Raw genomic sequence first — 18,371 nt, forward strand, 5'->3', positions numbered from 1 at the left:
TCTCCTTTACTCCATGGTTTCAAAAGCCAGACTCGGCTTAGCATTCAGATCCAAACTGGCAAAATTTTCCTTATTCCACTCACTGACGCTGGCATAGGCAATCATGCCAGCATTGTCTCCGCAAAGGCGCAGAGGCGGAATAATCACCTTGACATCCTGAATCTCAGCTGCCAAGCGTTCTCTCAGGCCTTGATTGGCCGCAACGCCTCCCGCCACAACCAGAGTTTTGACTGGATATTTTTCCAGCGCTTTTTTAGTCTTGGCCATGAGAATATCCATGACCGCTGCCTGAAAGCTTGCTGACAGGTCTTGATTAGACAAGACCTCTCCTTTTTGTTGAGCATTGTGGTGCAGGTTGATAAAGGCCGACTTGAGACCGGAAAAAGAAAATTCCAAATTGTCCTCCTTGATCATAGCCCGCGGAAAATCATAAATATCCTGTCCTTGATGAGCCAGCTGATCGATTTCTCGGCCTGCTGGATAGGTCAGGCCCATGACGCGACCGACCTTATCATAGGCTTCACCGACCGCATCATCGCGAGTTTCCCCCACAATCTTATAATCACCAGCTTGACTGACATAGACCAGCTCAGTATGACCGCCGCTGACCAAGAGAGCCAGCAAGGGAAATTCCAAGGGCTCCACACTCTGGGATGCCATCAGGTGTCCAGCCATGTGATTGACCGGAATCAAGGGAATATCATGAGCCCAAGCAAAAGACTTGGCCGCTGCCAAGCCGACCAGAAGCGCCCCAACCAGACCAGGACCGTAGGTAACGGCCACCGCTGTAACTTGCTCCTCGCTAATCCCTGCTTCTGCCAAGGCCTCCTCAATGCAAACCGTAATGACCTCCACATGGTGACGGCTGGCTACTTCCGGTACCACTCCGCCAAAACGCTTGTGACTCTCAATCTGGCTGGCAATGACATTGCTCAAAAGCTCGGTTTCATTCTTCAGAACCGCCACACTGGTCTCGTCACAAGACGTCTCAAAAGCTAAAATATATCTATCTTTCATGGATCTCTCTTTTCATAACAATCGCGTCTTCCACCGGCGCATGGTAGTAGGCCTTCCGCCGCGCGATTTCTTCAAATTTTTCTTTTTTGTAAAATAGCAGAGCTCGCTTGTTGGACTCTCTCACTTCGAGGAAAATTTCTTTGTCTGCTGGCAAAAAGTCAAACAAGGCTGTCGCGATTTTCTGTCCCTGATAGCTAGGCACTACAGCAATCTGCAAAACTTCTGCTTCAAAGTCTGTCTCCTGCCAGACTAAAAAGGCAACAAGCCGATTCTCATCTTCTGCCAGCGCACAGCTGTTCACATCTGAGCGCAGAACCTCTTCCACTTGTCTCGCAGTCCAAGGACTAATTTCATAAACTGCAAGTAGGAGCTCTTCCAGCTTTTCTGCAAGAGCAGCCACGTCATCATCTGAGCTGTAGCCCCATTTTCTCATCTCAATCATAGGCGTTGGATGTAGGAATCATTAGATGCCTGATGGGTCTTGAGCCAATTTTCCTCGGCCTCTACCCGTTTGAGATAGTTAGGAACAAAGTCATGAATAGACTGGACTGGCAAGTCTAGACCGATACGACCAATAGCTGCCGCGTCTGGCAAGGTCGGCTGAATGGCAGCCAGAGGAAGAGCCGCTTCAATCTGCTCCGCAAAAGCCGTCGTTTCTCCGACAAAGGTGACTGATTGGTTAGCGGCGCCAGCCATTTCCAACACCTCTGCCAAAGGCAGATGAGCTTCCAGCCGTACAGCCTGACCAGACTGGTAAAAACCAGCATAGACATTGTTGCGGCGGGCATCCATGATGGGAATGACCAAACCTTCCACCTGCTCTGGTACTAAAGCCAGCAGACTAGATACACCGACCAGCTCAATCTTGAGGGTATGAGCCAGAGTCTTGGCTGTCGCCACCGCAATTCTCAAACCTGTGTAGCTGCCTGGCCCCTGCGCCACCGCAATCCGATCCAAATCGGCCGGTTTCATATCCAGACTATTCATCAGAAAATCGATAGCCGGCATAAGGGTAATACTATGGTTTTTCTTGATATTGAGCGTCACCTGCCCCAAGGTCTCCTCATTCTCTAAAATAGCTAGAGACAGAGCCTTATTTGACGTATCCATCGCTAAAATGTTCATCATTTTCTTCCTTACTCGAGTGTTTGCTTCTTATTATACTACAAAAGCAGCGACAAGGGTAGAGAGAGGCAGTCATTTGATGACCCAGATTGTCCTCAAAAGCTTTTCTGAAAATCTCCACAAGATTTTCTCGGCTATGTCTTTTACTAAAAGCTGGTTTTATGATATAATTGGTTAGAATTATATCGAATCAAGGTCAATCTACTACTCATAAAACTGAATAAAAGAAAACAGCTGATTAGCTGTCGTTTTCTGTAGCTTGATCGTGAAAAATGGAAGGAAATAAAATGATTTACAAAGTTTTTTATCAAGAAACAAAAGAACGCAGCCCACGCCGTGAACAAACACGTGCCCTTTACTTAGAAGTAGAGGCTGCCAATGAATTAGAAGGCCGCATCAAAGCCCGCAAATTAGTCGAAGAAAAGACTCCTTACAATATCGAATTTATCGAACTCTTGTCTGACAAACATTTGGAATACGAAAAAGAGTCAGGCGCCTTCAAATTGACGGAGTTGTAAGCTATGGCATATAACTTAAAGAAAGAAGAAGTTGGTGTTTTCGCCATCGGCGGTCTCGGCGAAATCGGTAAAAACACCTACGGAATTGAGTATCAAGATGAGATTATCATTGTCGATGCTGGGATTAAATTTCCAGAAGACGACCTCTTGGGTATCGACTATGTTATCCCCGACTACTCTTATATCGTAGAAAATATTGACCGCGTAAAAGCTGTCCTCATCACCCACGGGCACGAGGACCATATCGGCGGTATTCCTTTCCTGCTCAAGCAAGCCAATGTTCCTATCTATGCTGGTCCTTTGGCCTTGGCCCTCATTCGAGGCAAGCTAGAAGAGCATGGACTTTTGCGCGATGCCAAACTCTATGAAATCAATCAAAACACAGAACTGCAGTTCAAGCATCTGAAAGCTACTTTCTTCCGGACAACCCACTCTATCCCAGAACCTTTGGGAATTGTCATCCATACGCCGCAGGGTAAGATTGTCTGTACAGGTGACTTCAAGTTTGACTTTACTCCAGTCGGTGAGCCGGCAGACTTGCACCGTATGGCTGCTCTGGGCGAGGAAGGCGTTCTCTGCCTCTTATCAGACTCGACCAATGCTGAAGTTCCGACCTTTACCAATTCTGAAAAAGTGGTTGGGCAGTCTATCATGAAGATCATCGAAGGCATTCATGGACGGATTATTTTTGCTTCCTTTGCTTCAAACATCTTCCGGCTCCAGCAGGCAGCAGAAGCTGCTGTCAAGACAGGGCGTAAAATTGCGGTCTTTGGCCGCTCTATGGAAAAGGCCATTGTCAACGGGATTGAGCTGGGCTATATCAAGGTTCCCAAAGATACCTTCATCGAGCCAAATGAACTCAAGGACTATCCAGCTGGTGAAGTGCTGATTATGTGTACCGGAAGTCAGGGTGAGCCGATGGCAGCACTGTCTCGGATTGCTAATGGTACCCACCGTCAGGTGCAACTGCAACCTGGAGATACGGTCATCTTCTCATCTAGCCCAATCCCTGGAAACACCACTAGCGTCAACAAGCTGATCAACATCATTTCCGAAGCTGGCGTCGAAGTGATTCACGGTAAGATTAACAACATCCACACCTCTGGGCACGGTGGCCAACAAGAACAGAAACTCATGCTTCGCTTGATCAAGCCAAAATATTTCATGCCAGTCCATGGTGAATACCGTATGCAAAAAGTCCATGCAGGTCTAGCCGTTGATACCGGAGTACCAAAAGACAATATCTTCATCATGAGCAATGGTGATGTGCTGGCTCTGACAGCTGACTCAGCTCGTATTGCCGGCAGCTTCAACGCTCAGGATATTTATGTTGATGGGAACCGCATTGGTGAAATCGGAGCTGCAGTCCTGCGCGACCGCAAAGACCTGTCAGAGGACGGTGTGGTACTGGCTGTCGCAACAGTTGACTTTGAGTCCAAGATGATCTTAGCTGGTCCAGATATTCTCAGCCGTGGCTTTATCTACATGCGCGAATCAGGTGACCTCATCCGCCAAAGCCAGCGCATCCTCTTCAATGCCATTCGCATTGCCCTTAAGAATAAAGATGCCAGCGTCCAATCTGTCAGCGGCGCTATCGTCAACGCCTTGCGTCCTTTCCTCTACGAAAGCACTGAGCGCGAACCGATTATCATTCCGATGGTGCTTACACCTGACGGAGACAACTAAAAAATAAGCTTTGCTAGATTTAGCAAGGCTTATTTTTTGTAAACTTTAATGGTGATTGCCAATTGACTTCTATCTATTGAGAATAGCTCACTTTAACCACTTGATAAAATGATATTTGGTAATGCCCTTTTGTGGTACATCTTCCAGGCTGGCATAGATTTCATAACCTTGCTTGACGTAAAAATCCCTGGCCTGATAAGATTTAGTGGACAAGGTAATGCTAGTTACTCCAGCTTCTGTAGCCTCTTCTTCTAATTCTGCCAGCAGACTAGCTCCCAAGCCCTTTTTCTGATGTTCCTTATCTACCACTAAGGCCTTGATATGGATGTTTTCCAACACCTGCTGGGCATGGAGCAAGGCGATTAAGTTTCCTTCCTCTTCCCGTGTCAGATAATAATCCTTAGGCTCAAGTTTTTCAAGCATATCTGGACCAAAAGAAGCCTCATATTGCTCCTTGAAAACTTGCTCGATAAAGTCTTGAAATTCTGTCATTTTTGCTCCTTTCAGAATCCTTATCGCATTTCCCTACACTGGTATAGGAAAATCCTACTTGTCAAACCAAGTACAATCGGGCTCAGCTATTAACACGCCAAGCCCGAATGGTAGATCAATGTGCTGGATCGACTTTCTCTAAAGGAGGTAGATCATAGATAATCCCTCATAAGGATTATTCTTCTTTTTTCTTGCTTCCAGCTAAGCCAAGGAAGCCCAAGGCAGTGCCTAGTAAAGTCATCGCCCAAGCTGATGATGTTCCAGTTTGAGGAAGTTTAGCGGCTTTAGCAACAGCAGCCTCTGAAGATTTAGCAACCCTTGTTTCAGCTACTTTCTGCTCTGCTGAAGACGCTGAATCAGTTGGAGTTGCTGGGGTTACTGGGCACTCAGCTGGCTTATCTTTGACAAGAGGAGTCACTGATGGAGCAGGTTGAACGATCGGCACTTCGATTTGACCAAGACTAGATTTCGTTTCCTTAGTGCCCACTTCTACCAGCTCATCCACTGGTGCTTTAGAAACGGAAGACTCAACAACCTTTCGGCTGCCATCCAGCGCAGAAACTTCCACCAGATTCATTTTTTCGCCCTTGCTTCCTGTTTGAACAACTTTTCGTTGGCCTTTTTCAAGATCTGGATTCAATATTTCTTTTGTCTCAAAAGCAAGCTCTTCTGTTTGGATATCCAGATATGGCTTATCTTCAACTAAAGCAGCTTTCTCATCCTGAGCTGTGCTGCCATTGTGGCTAAGTGGCTTCAGATTTTCACGCGCAGCTTGAAGTTTAGCGACCAGTTTATCTACCTCAGCCTGTTTATTCCGATTCAATTCCCAGTCAATATCATTTTGGGTAGCCTTCAGACTAGCAACAGACTCTGGCGTATAGATGCTCAAATCGCTAGGAACCTTGGCCAATTCATCTCGGACAGACTCATAGTTGGCCTTGAAATAATCTTTATTGTGATCAGCAAATGCTGTCATCAATTTAAAAATCTCTTCTTCCTTGTACTCAGCCTGCGGTCTATCTGCCCAGATAGCAAGCATGCTACCGACTGTTGGGAAAGATACTTCTGGATACTTGGTAGACGCTAGTTGGTTAAATGGTGTCTTTTCAGTATTTTCAAGCGCTTTCTGTAAGAAACCTCCACCATCTTCAGGTTTTTGCCCTAAGATATAGTACCAGTCCCCATTGGTATTGAGGAATTTATAGCCCTTGCTTGCTAGATACTGAGGCGATGCAAGGTTGTAACCCCACCATCCCTTAGACCAGTAAGAGATCAAGACATCCTTGTCAAACTCAACATCATCCTTGTCTTCGTAGTAGAAGCCATCGTTGAAGGCCATTGGCTGAAGACCTCGCTCTTTAGCCATAGCAGCAAGCGTGTTGGCATATTCTGCGAACTTACCATAGAGGTTGTAGTATTTCAGATAATACCAACCCTGTGCATTGGTCGCATCGTTAGCATACTCATCTGTACCATAGTTGAAAATCTTTGATTTTCCTGCAAAGTAATCCATGTATTTGCCAATCAAGGCCTTGGTGAAGGCTTTTGCCTCTTCATTTTCCAAGTCCATAGTGGTCTTAGAAAGGTTGTCAAAATAAGCCTGCGGATTCTGAATGCCTAATTTTTCCATAGCCACTAGAAGAGCATCCATGTGACCAGGGCTATTGAGCGCTGGAATCACCCCGATGCCCTTTTGTCTGGCATAGCTGATCAACTCATCCATTTCTTTCTGGCTCAGAGCATTTCCATTTGGATCATCGTAGTAGGACTTAGTACCTTCAGTGATAGCTTCCTTGACTTGGTCACTCTGGTAAGTCTTCCCATTGACTTTAATGGTCATATCATCCAGCATGAAGCGCATACCGTCATTTCCGACCAGCAAGTGCACATCAGAGTAGCCCAACTCACTAGCCTTGTCGACAATTCTCTTGAGCTGATCTAGCGAGAAGTATTTACGGCCTGCATCAATGGAAATGACCTTGTTCTTAGCCACTTTTTCACGGGCTGCTTGCTTGTCCAAAATCTTTTGGTAAGCTTCTGTTGGTGTTAGATTTTCACGGGCTGCTTTTAGCTCTGCAACAGCCTGATTGATGGTGTCTTGTTGCGCGCGGCTCAGGTTTTCATCCAAGGCTCTGACCGCTTTTTCAGCTTCCTTGAGTCGAGCAATACTTTCCTCTGTATATTTAGCTGCCAAGTCACTTGGAATAGCTTCTAACTCTGCAGCTGCATCTTGGTAATTAGCCGCAAAATATTCTGCATTGCGATCCGCAAAACGGCGCATCAATTTATAGAGTCGAGATGCAGAAAAACGAGCAGAAGGCTCATCAGCCCAAGCAGCTACCATGCCTCCCATAATCGGAATATCTGCCCCTTCTGATTTAGGAACGCTGGTAATTGGAGTGGAGGCAATTCCTTTCAAGCCTTGATCCAAATTGTACCAGCCTTGGCCATCCGCGTTGCGTCCCAAGACATAATACCAAGCATCATTGGTATTCAAGATTTGATGGCCTTTTTCATACAAGAGCTTAGAAGAAGCTACATCATAGCCACCCCAGCCACCAGTCCAGTAAGAAACAATAATATCCTTGTCAAACTCGCCGAAAGTTTGGTCAGAATTATAGTAAATACCGTCATTAAAGGCCATTGGCTTCAAGCCATGACTCTTAACAATTTTAGCTAGGTCATTGGCATAAGTGATGAATTTTTCGTAGCCCTTTTCTGGATAACCTTCTCCTGGATAGTACTTGTCTGCCTGCAGAACCTGCCAGCCCTTAGCATTAGTCGCATCATTGGCATACTCGTCCAAACCAATATTGAAAATGTCCGTCTTCCCTGCAAAATAGCCTGCATATTTGTCAATCAAAGCCTTGGTGAAATCAATAGCTGTCTGATTGTTCAAGTCAACTGTCCGTGCAGATTCCGTGCCAAAGTAGTTAAAGTTTGGATTTTGAATGCCCAACTCCTTCATAGCATGCAAGATAGCATCCATGTGACCAGGGCTATTGATGGTCGGAACGAGACCGATACCTTGCTTTTTAGCATAGTCAATCAAGTCTGTCATTTGAGCTTGCGTCAAGTGATTGCCATTTGGATCATTATAATAAGCATTGGTTCCCTTTTCAATGGCTTTCTTGACATCCTCGCTGGCATAAGTTTTATCACCGACGGTCAAGGACATATCATCCAATTGGAAGCGTAGACCATCATTCCCCACCAGCAAATGCATGTCCGTGAAGCCAAAGCGTTTCGCCTTGTCTACGATTTCCTTCAGCTGCTCAGGGCTAAAATACTTACGGCCTGCATCAATCGAAACCATTTTCCGCATAGCCAGCTTTTCATCGACCTGACTAGCTTTCTCCGTTTTAGGAGTTTCACTAGGCAGGGTGGCCTTAAACTCATCAGAATTCGTAGAAGCACTTTCTGTTGTATTCACTGATTTTTCAGCGACTGTATCTAGTTTTGGCTCCTCTGTTACTGGTTTTTCTGCTGGAGCCTCTGCTGCCACAGCTTGAGACTTAACTTCCTCACTATTTTTAACAACTACTTCTGGCAAGGCCTCGCTGCTAGCCTGGGCTTCCACAGGAGCAACTTCCTGCACTCCTTCTCCTGCACTGGCTAGAGCTGATCCTGTCGTAGCAACAAGACTTGTAGGCGCTGCTTGTACCTCGTCAGCTGAAACGACTTGCCCTGCCAAACAAAAGCCGACTAGGACAGATGCTGCCCCGATTGAAAGTTTCCGAATAGAAAAACGTTGCTTTCTATTAAAGATCATCATAAAATCTCCTTTTGAAATGTTCCGCTTTATTATGTAAGCGATTTCTTTTTTCTTCTATTATAGTTTATCCCCCACCTTTCATCAATAATGTCTCCGCAAGATTCTATAGTTAAATGACAAATAGATTAAATCTAGAGCCATATTTTTATAAGGCAAATTGTTACTAAAACAGATGTCAAAACAATCGAGCCATTTTGCTCTATTCATCTCGTTTGAAAGCCTGAAGCAAGCTAGATAAGCCGCCAAAATTAAAAAAGAGAAGACTAAATAGTCTTCTCCGAGTTTTTGATTAAATTATCCTACTGCTGTTGCTGAGAGGAAATTCTAACTTTCTGTCAGAGCAAGAGCATTTAACTTAATCTAAGATTAACGATTTGTCTAGCTTACTTTTCTAAACTGGGCAAAAGCACTAAATTATTGGTCTTCTTTTTTTCGTGTGAATAGAAGCCAGCTAGCAACGAGGGATAAAAGTCCTGATGCAGCAACCAAAAGGCTGGTTGATGTACCTGTCTTCGGCAGTTGAGTTGCCTTAGGAGCCTCTGCTTGCTCTGGTGAAGCTGTTACCAAGCCTGATTCCTTAGAATGTGCCAGTGGCTCTTGCACTTCCTGACTTGTTCCAGATTTTTCAGCTTCAGCACTTGGTTTCGTTTGATCTAGCTCTGGTTTTTGTCCTTCAGTTGCTGGTTTATTTTCCCCTGCTGGCTGATTAGTTTCTGGTCCCTGTGGTTGACTTGGTTTCGGAGTTTCGGCTGGTTTATCTTGTCCTGGCAAATCACTCTTTTCAGCCTTGTAAATCACAGCATAGTGAGCAAGGTGAGACGCTGTGAAGACAATTGTATCACCGACACGCTCAAAGTCAAGAGGCTGACCTGGCTGATTGTCTACAAAGGAAAGAACTTGCTCGACTTCCTTGCCAGCTTCTACAGGGATTTTAACCAGACTAGTGTGCTGAGCAGCAACGTCATGCCCGTCTTTGTCCACTCCTGCCACATCATAAACCTTACCAAGTCTGCCACCCAAGGCTTCTTTTTCAGCAGCATTTGGCTCAACAACTGCTACTTTCAAGCCCTTGATTGGAGTTGACTCCTTGTTTGAGAATTGAACTTCCACACCCGTAGATTCATCCACAAATACAGCTGGCTTATCTTCCTGAAGCTGGGCAATGAGGGCTTGCAGAGAGGCCCTGGCGGTTTCAAGTGAAGCTGGTGTCACTTCGGCTGAAGCCAACAAGTCTTTATTCTTGCTCAACAGGCTGAGGAGGGCATCGCCTGAAGGATGGTTTGGTTTTTGTTCGAGCAAGGTCTGCGCTTCTTTACTCAAAGTATCTAATTCAGCTGTCTTGTCCGCAAAATTCTTGCGTCCGTCCAGAGCCTTAAATGCTTGAGTCAGTTTTGCTAGACTTTCATCGACTTGGTCTTGTGTGCTTGTATCATGGTCTTTTAGAATCTGCTCAGCAGATGCGATTTCCTTGAGCAAGGCTTCTTTGACTTCTGGAGTCGCAAAGCTGAAGTCAACCTTGTTTTGAACACTCGCTGTTTCTGCTAGCTTTTGCTTCAGATATTCATCGTTCAAGGCTGGTTTTGGTGATACAAACACATCATACGTTGTTGTCACACCACGATAGCTAACTAAAATAGTTTGACGGCCTTCTTTGTGACTATCATAGCCTGAAACTTGCACACCTGCTTCATCAAAAGTATGCTCTTCGGTCGTTTCATCATCAAAGACCAGGCGGAAACGTCCTCCTGTAGTCTCAAGGCTTTCTCCCACGATATATTCTGTCTTAGGTTTTTCGATCAATTCTAGGCCTACAGGAGTCTTTTCGCCCGCTTCGCTATGACTAACGACAAAGACTGTCAGCACTTGATCCAGTTTTTGTCCCAGATAGGACAGTTGCAAATGCTGCTCTCCTAGCTTAGATGGATCATAGCCCGTCACTTCCACCCCACTGTTTGAAAGCTGAACCAATTGGTCTGGCTGGCCATCCTTAAAGCTGACACGAATTGTACCACCTTTCAGAGACAGAGCATCCCCTTGACGATAGACTTTTCTTTCTGGTGCTGTTTCAAGATCAACCTTCGAAATTTCCTTATCTTCTTTAGGCACTTCAATAGCTAGTACATTACTAATATCCTTACCAGCTACTTGTGAGCGGTAATACAATAGGCTAGGCAGTTTAGCAAAAGCAAGTGGTTTGAAGATGAGATTACCGTCTTTATCCGCGGTCATCGTTGCAATCGGTTTTGTCGCATCGCTACTGTCATAGAGGGATACTGTCGTCTTAGCTGGCACATCTTTGAAGCCTACTTGAACATGTCCATTTCCAAGAACACGCGCAGCAGCATCTTTCATCGGCACGTTAGCTGTTTCAGTATCCAAGCTTTCATACATCTTCCAGTTGTAGATTCGGATTGCCCGCCACGGAGTTCCATTGTCAGCTGTAATGACATCCAAACGCCAGTCTTGTGCTCGAATTGGCTTATCCAAAACGATATCAGACACATGGTCTTTATTGCCACGAACGGCCTTGGCTAATTTCCACTCGCCTGCCTCATCCTTATAATACAGGTCAAAGTCGCGTGTATTCATCTTGCCGTCGTCAACAGACTCTCCGCCTGCACCAGCATGCTCCATAACCCAGCGAGTCACTGTCCGAGGCTGAGTCAAACGAATATCTACCGTACCACTAAGTTGGGCGGAAGACCACTTGTCTGACAAACTGGTAATGGTGCCATTCAGCATTCCTTCGACGCCTTCGCTACCATCCGCATCAGAGAAAGTTGTACCAATTACTTTTGCACCCAACACCACATTTTCTGCCAAAGGTTTTGGCAAGCTTGTATCAGAAACCTGCATCCCCCAGTCAAAGTCAACTGTCCCAGCATCTGAACGCAAACCATTCTTTCCTACTGCAACGACTTTCAACTCTTGCTTGCTGCCCTTGGCATTAGCTGAACGGCTCACTTTAGCCAAATAAGCGGATGTGCTAGAGGTTCCTGTCACCAAACGCCACTGGTCGCCGTCTTTTTCGTAGATTTCGTAGTAATCCGCATCTGCACTGCCTTTAAACTGCAGCAAGGCCTCTGCTTCCTGCGCATTTTGAAGACGCTTAGCCTTGACCACCACATCTTTTGGTGCAGCTGGCTTGTCTTGATTGGCATAGATAGACAATTGACCTAGGTTAAACTTATAGTCCTTGACATCCTTATCATGGTCGAAGTACATTTTCACGCCATAAATGGTTTTACCTGCTAATGAAGATAAGTCAAAGGTCTCTGTCTTCCAGTCCTTGCTCGGACTGAGCTCTTTCCACTCGTACTCAGAATAGTCTGGCTTCGTCGCAAGAGCCACCCAAGTGCTTGTTCCTTGGCCACCCTTGTGGGTCAAGGTCAGCTTGGTCTTGTCACTAACTGGAATCTTGGTCGAGTAGAGCATGACATTTTGGTTGCTATTTGCAGCCAAGTCGCCCTCAAAAGCCAGTGAATTTCCTCCGTTGTAGGCTTCGTCAAAGTCATAGCGTCCTTTGAGTGGTGCACTGCCTTCCGCATGCCGAATCCACCAGCGCCAAGTTGGCAAGAAACCAGACACAGAACGATAGTTCCACTCGCCATCTTTTGAGACTTTCCCGTCTACAAACCAACGTTTTCCGTGTCCTGTATTAAAGGAAGTATTAAAATCAGGCTTGGTGATAGCTGTCTTATCAACCACCAAGTTGGACATTCCATACCAAGATTGGTCTGCTGGTTTACCCTTACTAGGATCGCCTTGGAAGCCTGTCCAGAAATAGTTTTCATGAGTATGGTAGCCCTCACCTGTCTTACCTAGACCAGTGATCGTATCAGGCGCATACAGACCTAGAGACAGACGAAGTTTGCCATTTTCGTCCAAAATCGCATCCCAGTCCACATTTGTCTTGTAAGAACCACCCTTTTGCAGCTCTATCCCCGCCAAAACATCGTAAGGATCCCGTTTGATCCATTTTGCCGTGCTGATGGAGTAGTCTGTCTCTGCCTTGCCCCAGTTAAAGTTGGCAAAGAAAGTGTCCACAGGATTTTCTCCATCTTTAGGCTGCATAAATTGATAATTATATTCACCAAGGGCATTTTCATGGTAACGACCATATTCGTAGGTCATAGCATCATACCAAGAATATTTAACGGGGTAATTCAACGAACGTGCGTACTCTTTGGTATAAAGCAAGAAGTCACGCATTTTTGGACCGAGTGGCTCTACTTGGCTACCTGTCGTTTCTTGGTTAATAAAATAGCCATCATAGCCATAATATTTAGCCAATTCGACTAATTTACGAGCAATTGGGAAAGTCTTCGAGCCTTCAGAATCTTCTTTTAAGGCTTCTGCGAAACGTTCTTGATCCTTAGCGCTTGACGACCAATTGAAGAAGAGGGTCCCGTAGATTGGCACACCATTTCTATGGGCTGCATCAATAACATCTGGCGTCGGAACTAAACCATCCCAGTACACCATAGAATGCAAATATTGCCAGTAATCGAAAGCATAGGCCTTGAATTCCTCGCCTCCAATGGAAGCATGATCCTTGGCTTTAGAGTTCATATTGGACAGAGCCTGTACTTTCGCTTCTGGATTAGCTTGTTGGTTGATTTGGTGTCCCTGATAACGCTCAGCCAGAGGCACGCTAGCCCGGTTTATTTCATCATCTTCACGAGCTCCCGGCTTCCAGTCAAGCAATTCTTGCCAAGTATCAAACTTGATTTCTTTCGGTTTGAGCTTTTTATCTTCTTGGCTTGGTAAGTCCTCTACGACTTTTGTCTCTTTGCTGGCAGGTGCTTCTTCCTTGGCTTCTTTTTCATTGCCAACCGTCACTTCCTTGCTCTCAGCTACTGGAACTTCAGAGGCAAGAGCTGGCTTTTCAGTTTCTGTCGCTAGAGCTTGGACAGCCTCGACAGGTGCTGCACTGACTTTCGTCTCTTCAGTTGCCACTTCCGTCCGAGCTTCCTCCTTTGCAAGGACGCTAGTAATAGCTTGTGATACTGCTGAGCTATTTTCATCTGCTAAAGCATGACCAGCCCCAAACAGCGCTATTCCGACCAAAACAGAGCAAACGCCTAAACTCAACTTACGGATACTAAATCTTTGTTTCTTGTCAAATTGCATTTTTACCTTAACTCCTTCTCTTCTTTTCTTTTTTCGTGCACTTGCTGCCTCCTCCCTGGTCGCTTATACCCGAAAGGTAATCGCTTACATTTTTGCATAAAAAAAGAAAGATTCACTTAAAATCATTCTACCTTGTGCGAGCTTGCCTTGTCAATTCATTCTATCTTGTCCTATAAATAGAGATTAAATCTCTAAAAATAGTACAAAAAAAGAGAGATAGTCTCTCTTTTCCTTCTTTATTCCCCTTCAAAGACATCTTTCATCTTATCAAAGAAGCCTTTCTTCTTAGGGCTCACTGTGATGTCTCCAGCCGCCGCAAAATCCTTAAGAGCCGCCTTTTGACGGTCATTGAGACCTGTTGGCGTTACGACATTGACAGTGACATATTGGTCACCTACACTTCCATCGCGCAGATTTGGTGCTCCCTTGCCACGCAGACGGAAACGTTTGCCAGTCTGGGTTCCCTCTGGAATTGTCAATTCAACATTTCCATGCACAGTTGGGATTTCCACACTGTCGCCCAGAGCTGCTTGCACAAAGTTGAGGTTGAGCTTGTAGTAAATGATAGAACCGTCACGCTCAAATTTATCGCTTGGCTCAACGTTCACCACTACATACAAGTCTCCGTAAGGACCGCCGTTAAAGCCTGCCTCACCTTGACCCGCCAAGCGAACTCGTTGACCTGTTTCCACACCAGCGGGGATTTTTACATGAACGCTATGCGCTTGCTTTTCATGTCCTGTTCCATGACAGGTTTCGCATGGACTTTTGATTTCTTGTCCGCGACCATGACAGACATCACAGGTTACTTGACGACGCATCATACCTAGTGGTGTCTGAGTATCGACGTTAATAACACCAGAGCCGTGACAGCGGCCACAAGTTACTGGGCTAGTTCCTGGCTTAGCACCTGAACCATGACAAGTCCGACAGCTAGCTTCACGATTGTATTTAACTTCTTTTTCTGTACCGAAAATAGCCTCTTCAAAGCGGAGATTTACCCGATACTGGAGATCGTCTCCTTGACGCGGAGCGTTTGGATTACGAGTCGTGCCACCGCCAAAGAAGCTAGAAAAGATATCTTCGAAGCCACCAAAACCAGAGCCATCAAAGCCTCCGAAGCCGCCTGCACCGCCGCCAAAGCCACCATTGGCACCCGCCGCACCATATTGGTCATAGGCAGCCCGCTTTTGCTCATCGCTCAACGTTTCATAAGCCTCTTGAACTTCCTTATATTTTTCCTCAGCGCCAGGCTCCTTGTTGATATCTGGGTGATATTTTTTTGAAAGCTTACGATAAGCCTTTTTGATCTCGTCTGCCGAAGCGTTTTTTGACACCCCCAGACGATCATAAAATTCAGTATTGTTCATTTAAGATACCAAGAGCGAACAGAAAGCGACTGAAATTTAGGAAACCGACAAGAAATCCTGATTTCTTAGGAGGTTTATCTAATTTCCAAGCCTTCCGCTCGAGTTCAATTACGAACACCCTTGTTCCTTTCTATTAATATTGCGGAATGAAACCACGATTTAGGTCGGATTCAATTCCTTTCTTTTATATTGATAAGACAAACCCCAAACAAATTAGGTTTCATCCCTTTTTATCGAAAAACAGAGGCTGGGTTGCAACCTCTGGATTTCCAATTTGTATTAATTAAACCATTTAAATTGAAATGACTCTTTTATTTTTTATACTTCAACTGATACTTTTTCTCTACTGCGTCATAGCTAGCAACTGCAATCATAATAATGTCTTCATCACTGTAATTCTCAGCCCTTACTTGTCGTGTTATAGAATAATCGTCATCACCTGAGTTTTCCTCGACACATGCTAAATATGTTGGAAAGACTGTATCTGTATGAAATTTTACTCTTGTAATTTCATCATCTTGACTATAATGGATTTCTAAAAATTTATTACCAACGATATCATCCAAATAATACAACGAAATTTGTTGTTCATTATTCTTACGGTAGATTTCTAAACCGTTTTTCTCAAGTTTGGCAATTAATTCATCAACTTTCATTAAATCCTCCTGACTTATAGTTTACTTCTCCGTAAACTCTCCGTCTACGACATCATCGCCTGCGTTTCCTGTTGCTTGTGCGCCTTCTGCTCCTGCTTGAGCTTGTTGGGCTGCTGCGGCTTGTTCGTAGAGTTTAACAGCAAGGCCTTGAGCTTTTTCGTTCAATGCTTCGAGTTTTGCTTTCATTTCATCCAAGTTGTTGTCTTCTTGGGCTTTCTTAAGCTCATCAAGGGCAGCTTGAGCAGCGTCGCGTTCTGCGTCAAAGCCTTTTCCTTCAGTTTCCTTGATAGTCTTTTCAGTCGCAAAGATTGCTTGGTCTACTTCGTTACGAAGGTCAACTTCTTCTTTACGTTTCTTATCTGCTTCAGCGTTAGCTTCTGCATCTTTCATCATGCGGTCGATTTCTTCGTCAGTCAAACCTGAGTTAGATTGGATGACAATTGTTTGTTCTTTTTGAGTTCCAAGGTCTTTGGCCTTAACAGATACGATACCGTTCTTGTCGATATCAAATGTTACTTCGATTTGAGGAATTCCACGAGGTGCAGCTGGGATATCTGTCAATTGGAAACGTCCAAGAGTCTTGTTATCTGCTGCCATTGGGCGTTCACCTTGAAGAACGTGGATATCAACAGCTGGTTGGTTGTCTGCCGCAGTTGAGAAGACCTGTGATTTAGAGGTTGGGATCGTTGTGTTGCGGTCAATCAGCTTGGTAAATACACCGCCCATGGTTTCGATACCAAGTGACAATGGAGTTACGTCAAGAAGAACCACGTCTTTGACATCACCAGTAATCACACCACCTTGGATGGCAGCACCCATGGCAACAACTTCGTCAGGGTTTACTGATTTGTTTGGTTCTTTACCAGTTTCAGCCTTAACAGCTTCTACAACGGCTGGGATACGAGTTGAACCACCAACAAGGATAACTTCGTCGATTTCTGACAAGCTAAGTCCAGCATCTGACAATGCTTGACGAACTGGAGTTTTCGTACGTTCTACAAGGTCACGAGTCAAATCGTCAAATTTCGCACGAGTCAAAGTCATTTCCAAGTGAAGAGGTCCAGCTTCACCTGCAGTGATGAATGGCAAGCTGATTTGAGTTGAAGTTACACCAGAAAGGTCTTTCTTAGCTTTTTCAGCCGCATCTTTCAAACGTTGCATTGCCATCTTGTCAGTAGACAAGTCAATACCGTTTTCTTTCTTGAATTCTGCTACTAAGTGGTCGATGATTTTTTGGTCAAAGTCATCACCACCGAGTTTGTTGTCCCCTGCAGTTGACAATACATCGAAGACGCCGTCACCCAATTCAAGGATAGAGACGTCGAATGTACCACCACCAAGGTCGAATACCAAGATTTTTTCTTCTTTGTCAGTCTTGTCCAAACCATAAGCAAGAGCTGCTGCAGTTGGTTCGTTGACGATACGTTCTACTTCAAGACCAGCGATTTTACCAGCGTCTTTAGTCGCTTGACGTTGTGCGTCGTTAAAGTAAGCTGGAACTGTGATAACAGCTTTAGTTACTTTTTCACCAAGGTAATCTTCAGCGTAACCTTTCAAGTATTGAAGGATCATAGCTGAGATTTCTTGTGGAGTGTATTCTTTACCATTTGCAGAAACTTTTTCAGAAGTTCCCATCTTAGATTTGATAGAGATAACTGTATCTGGGTTTGTAACTGCTTGACGTTTTGCAGCGTCACCAACGATGATTTCGCCGTTTTTGAATGACACTACAGATGGGGTTGTGCGGTTTCCTTCTGGGTTTGCGATGATTTTGCTTTCAGTTCCTTCAAGAACTGCAACTGCTGAGTTTGTTGTACCTAAGTCAATACCGATAATTTTAGACATGTGTTTTTCTCCTTAAATTTTATATTCTTTCTTTTTGATACTCTTCTTAGGTGGCGACGCCGTCAGAGCTTGACTCGTCAATCTCTTTGACTAAACTTTGAGCCTAAGGTCTCAAAGTTTGCGCAAATAGCGCCACGGCGAAGAGTATCGTCTTTTGTTCGCTTCGCTCACTATTGCAAAGCCAAACATATTTTATCTTTCTTCATAGTTTAGTGTCGTTTCGGACAAGGTTTCAATTATGTTACGACACGAGGAGTCGAAATCGATTTTATTTCGACGACGAGTTAGTAAGGAGGCTAGGCAAACGCCATAGCGATTGCCGTTTTCTGACGAGTTGCTTCAGCAACCGTCAGAATTGCCTAGTTATAAACAACCACCATTGCTGGTCTTAGAATGCGGTCATGGAGTTTGTAGCCTTTTTGGAAGACTTGTGCGATAGTATCTGCTGGATGTTCATCGTCTGCTGGGAGAGTTTGGATGGCCATATGGTAGTTATGGTCAAATGCTCCGTCCGCTGCGATTTCTTCGATGCCTTCTTCTTTAAGGGCATGAATTAAGCTTTCTTGTACCATCTCCAAGCCTTTTTTGACATCGTCTGTCAATCCTTCGACGGCAAGCGCACGCTCAAGGTTGTCCAAAGAAGGGAGAATCGCTTTTGCCAAATCTTGGCTACGATAGCGTTGCAAGAGTTGACGTTCTTCATTCGCACGACGTTGGATATTTTGCATTTCTGCATGAGCGCGAAGGTATTTAT

12 protein-coding genes are annotated in these 18,371 nt (G+C 44.9%); 2 read left to right on the top strand and 10 right to left on the bottom strand.

Going from position 1 to position 18,371, the window contains the following annotated elements:
• Positions 1–6 precede the first annotated feature (6 nt).
• The 3 genes from tsaD to tsaB are packed head-to-tail and all read right to left on the bottom strand — an operon-like array spanning position 7 to position 2,142.
• Positions 7–1,017: a tRNA (adenosine(37)-N6)-threonylcarbamoyltransferase complex transferase subunit TsaD gene (gene tsaD, locus SCRDD08_RS08680; protein ID WP_061423331.1), complete on the bottom strand. Its 1,011-nt coding sequence runs from the start codon at positions 1,015–1,017 to the stop codon at positions 7–9.
• A complete protein-coding gene (rimI, locus tag SCRDD08_RS08685) occupies positions 1,007–1,459 on the bottom strand; it encodes a ribosomal protein S18-alanine N-acetyltransferase (protein ID WP_061423332.1) in 453 nt (150 codons plus the stop codon). The genes tsaD and rimI overlap by 11 nt, the downstream gene beginning before the upstream one ends.
• Positions 1,456–2,142 carry a tRNA (adenosine(37)-N6)-threonylcarbamoyltransferase complex dimerization subunit type 1 TsaB gene (gene tsaB, locus SCRDD08_RS08690; protein WP_061423333.1) on the bottom strand — a complete coding sequence of 229 codons (687 nt, stop codon included), beginning with the start codon at positions 2,140–2,142 and terminating at the stop codon, positions 1,456–1,458. Before tsaB ends, rimI begins: the two co-directional genes overlap by 4 nt.
• A 287-nt stretch (positions 2,143–2,429) precedes the next feature.
• Here tsaB and SCRDD08_RS08695 point away from each other — a divergent pair, with 287 nt between their 5' ends.
• Positions 2,430–2,660, top strand: a complete 231-nt coding sequence (locus SCRDD08_RS08695) for a DNA-dependent RNA polymerase subunit epsilon (RefSeq protein ID WP_061423334.1) — start codon at positions 2,430–2,432, stop codon at positions 2,658–2,660.
• Between the two features lie 3 nt (positions 2,661–2,663).
• On the top strand, positions 2,664–4,346 hold the full coding sequence (gene rnjA, locus SCRDD08_RS08700) for a ribonuclease J1 (RefSeq protein ID WP_061423335.1): 1,683 nt from the start codon (positions 2,664–2,666) through the stop codon (positions 4,344–4,346).
• Positions 4,347–4,433: 87 nt separating this feature from the next.
• On the opposite strand, the gene SCRDD08_RS08705 is transcribed toward rnjA, so the two are convergent.
• The 7 genes from SCRDD08_RS08705 to grpE all read right to left on the bottom strand — a co-directional run.
• Complete coding sequence (locus SCRDD08_RS08705; protein WP_061423336.1) at positions 4,434–4,838, bottom strand: GNAT family N-acetyltransferase; 405 nt, start codon at positions 4,836–4,838, stop codon at positions 4,434–4,436.
• A 175-nt stretch (positions 4,839–5,013) separates the two neighbouring features.
• Complete coding sequence (gene strH / locus SCRDD08_RS08710; protein ID WP_061423439.1) at positions 5,014–8,610, bottom strand: LPXTG-anchored beta-N-acetylhexosaminidase StrH; 3,597 nt, start codon at positions 8,608–8,610, stop codon at positions 5,014–5,016.
• 417 nt (positions 8,611–9,027) lie between these two features.
• Positions 9,028–13,746: an endo-beta-N-acetylglucosaminidase gene (locus SCRDD08_RS08715; protein WP_061423337.1), complete on the bottom strand. Its 4,719-nt coding sequence runs from the start codon at positions 13,744–13,746 to the stop codon at positions 9,028–9,030.
• A gap of 236 nt (positions 13,747–13,982) precedes the next feature.
• The gene (gene dnaJ, locus SCRDD08_RS08720) at positions 13,983–15,116 is read right to left on the bottom strand and encodes a molecular chaperone DnaJ (protein ID WP_061423338.1); all 1,134 of its coding nucleotides are present in this window, start codon (positions 15,114–15,116) and stop codon (positions 13,983–13,985) included.
• A 311-nt stretch (positions 15,117–15,427) separates the two neighbouring features.
• On the bottom strand, positions 15,428–15,772 hold the full coding sequence (locus SCRDD08_RS08725; RefSeq protein WP_061423339.1) for a VOC family protein: 345 nt from the start codon (positions 15,770–15,772) through the stop codon (positions 15,428–15,430).
• A gap of 21 nt (positions 15,773–15,793) precedes the next feature.
• Entirely contained in the window at positions 15,794–17,617 is a 1,824-nt protein-coding gene (gene dnaK / locus SCRDD08_RS08730; RefSeq protein WP_061423340.1) for a molecular chaperone DnaK, read from the bottom strand.
• 359 nt (positions 17,618–17,976) lie between these two features.
• On the bottom strand, positions 17,977–18,371 hold a 395-nt coding region (gene grpE, locus SCRDD08_RS11120), incomplete at its 5' end, for a nucleotide exchange factor GrpE (RefSeq protein ID WP_081104295.1).

This window comes from Streptococcus cristatus, assembly GCF_001578775.1.
GTDB classification, from domain to species: Bacteria; Bacillota; Bacilli; order Lactobacillales; family Streptococcaceae; genus Streptococcus; species Streptococcus cristatus_A.

Excerpts from the sequence above, each read along its gene's own strand:
- tsaD (WP_061423331.1), bottom strand. The coding sequence starts at position 1,017 with ATGAAAGATAGATATATTTTAGCTTTTGAGACGTCTTGTGACGAGACC.
- rimI (WP_061423332.1), bottom strand. The coding sequence starts at position 1,459 with ATGATTGAGATGAGAAAATGGGGCTACAGCTCAGATGATGACGTGGCT.
- tsaB (WP_061423333.1), bottom strand. The coding sequence starts at position 2,142 with ATGAACATTTTAGCGATGGATACGTCAAATAAGGCTCTGTCTCTAGCT.
- SCRDD08_RS08695 (WP_061423334.1), top strand. The coding sequence starts at position 2,430 with ATGATTTACAAAGTTTTTTATCAAGAAACAAAAGAACGCAGCCCACGC.
- rnjA (WP_061423335.1), top strand. The coding sequence starts at position 2,664 with ATGGCATATAACTTAAAGAAAGAAGAAGTTGGTGTTTTCGCCATCGGC.
- SCRDD08_RS08705 (WP_061423336.1), bottom strand. The coding sequence starts at position 4,838 with ATGACAGAATTTCAAGACTTTATCGAGCAAGTTTTCAAGGAGCAATAT.
- strH (WP_061423439.1), bottom strand. The coding sequence starts at position 8,610 with ATGATCTTTAATAGAAAGCAACGTTTTTCTATTCGGAAACTTTCAATC.
- SCRDD08_RS08715 (WP_061423337.1), bottom strand. The coding sequence starts at position 13,746 with ATGCAATTTGACAAGAAACAAAGATTTAGTATCCGTAAGTTGAGTTTA.
- dnaJ (WP_061423338.1), bottom strand. The coding sequence starts at position 15,116 with ATGAACAATACTGAATTTTATGATCGTCTGGGGGTGTCAAAAAACGCT.
- SCRDD08_RS08725 (WP_061423339.1), bottom strand. The coding sequence starts at position 15,772 with ATGAAAGTTGATGAATTAATTGCCAAACTTGAGAAAAACGGTTTAGAA.
- dnaK (WP_061423340.1), bottom strand. The coding sequence starts at position 17,617 with ATGTCTAAAATTATCGGTATTGACTTAGGTACAACAAACTCAGCAGTT.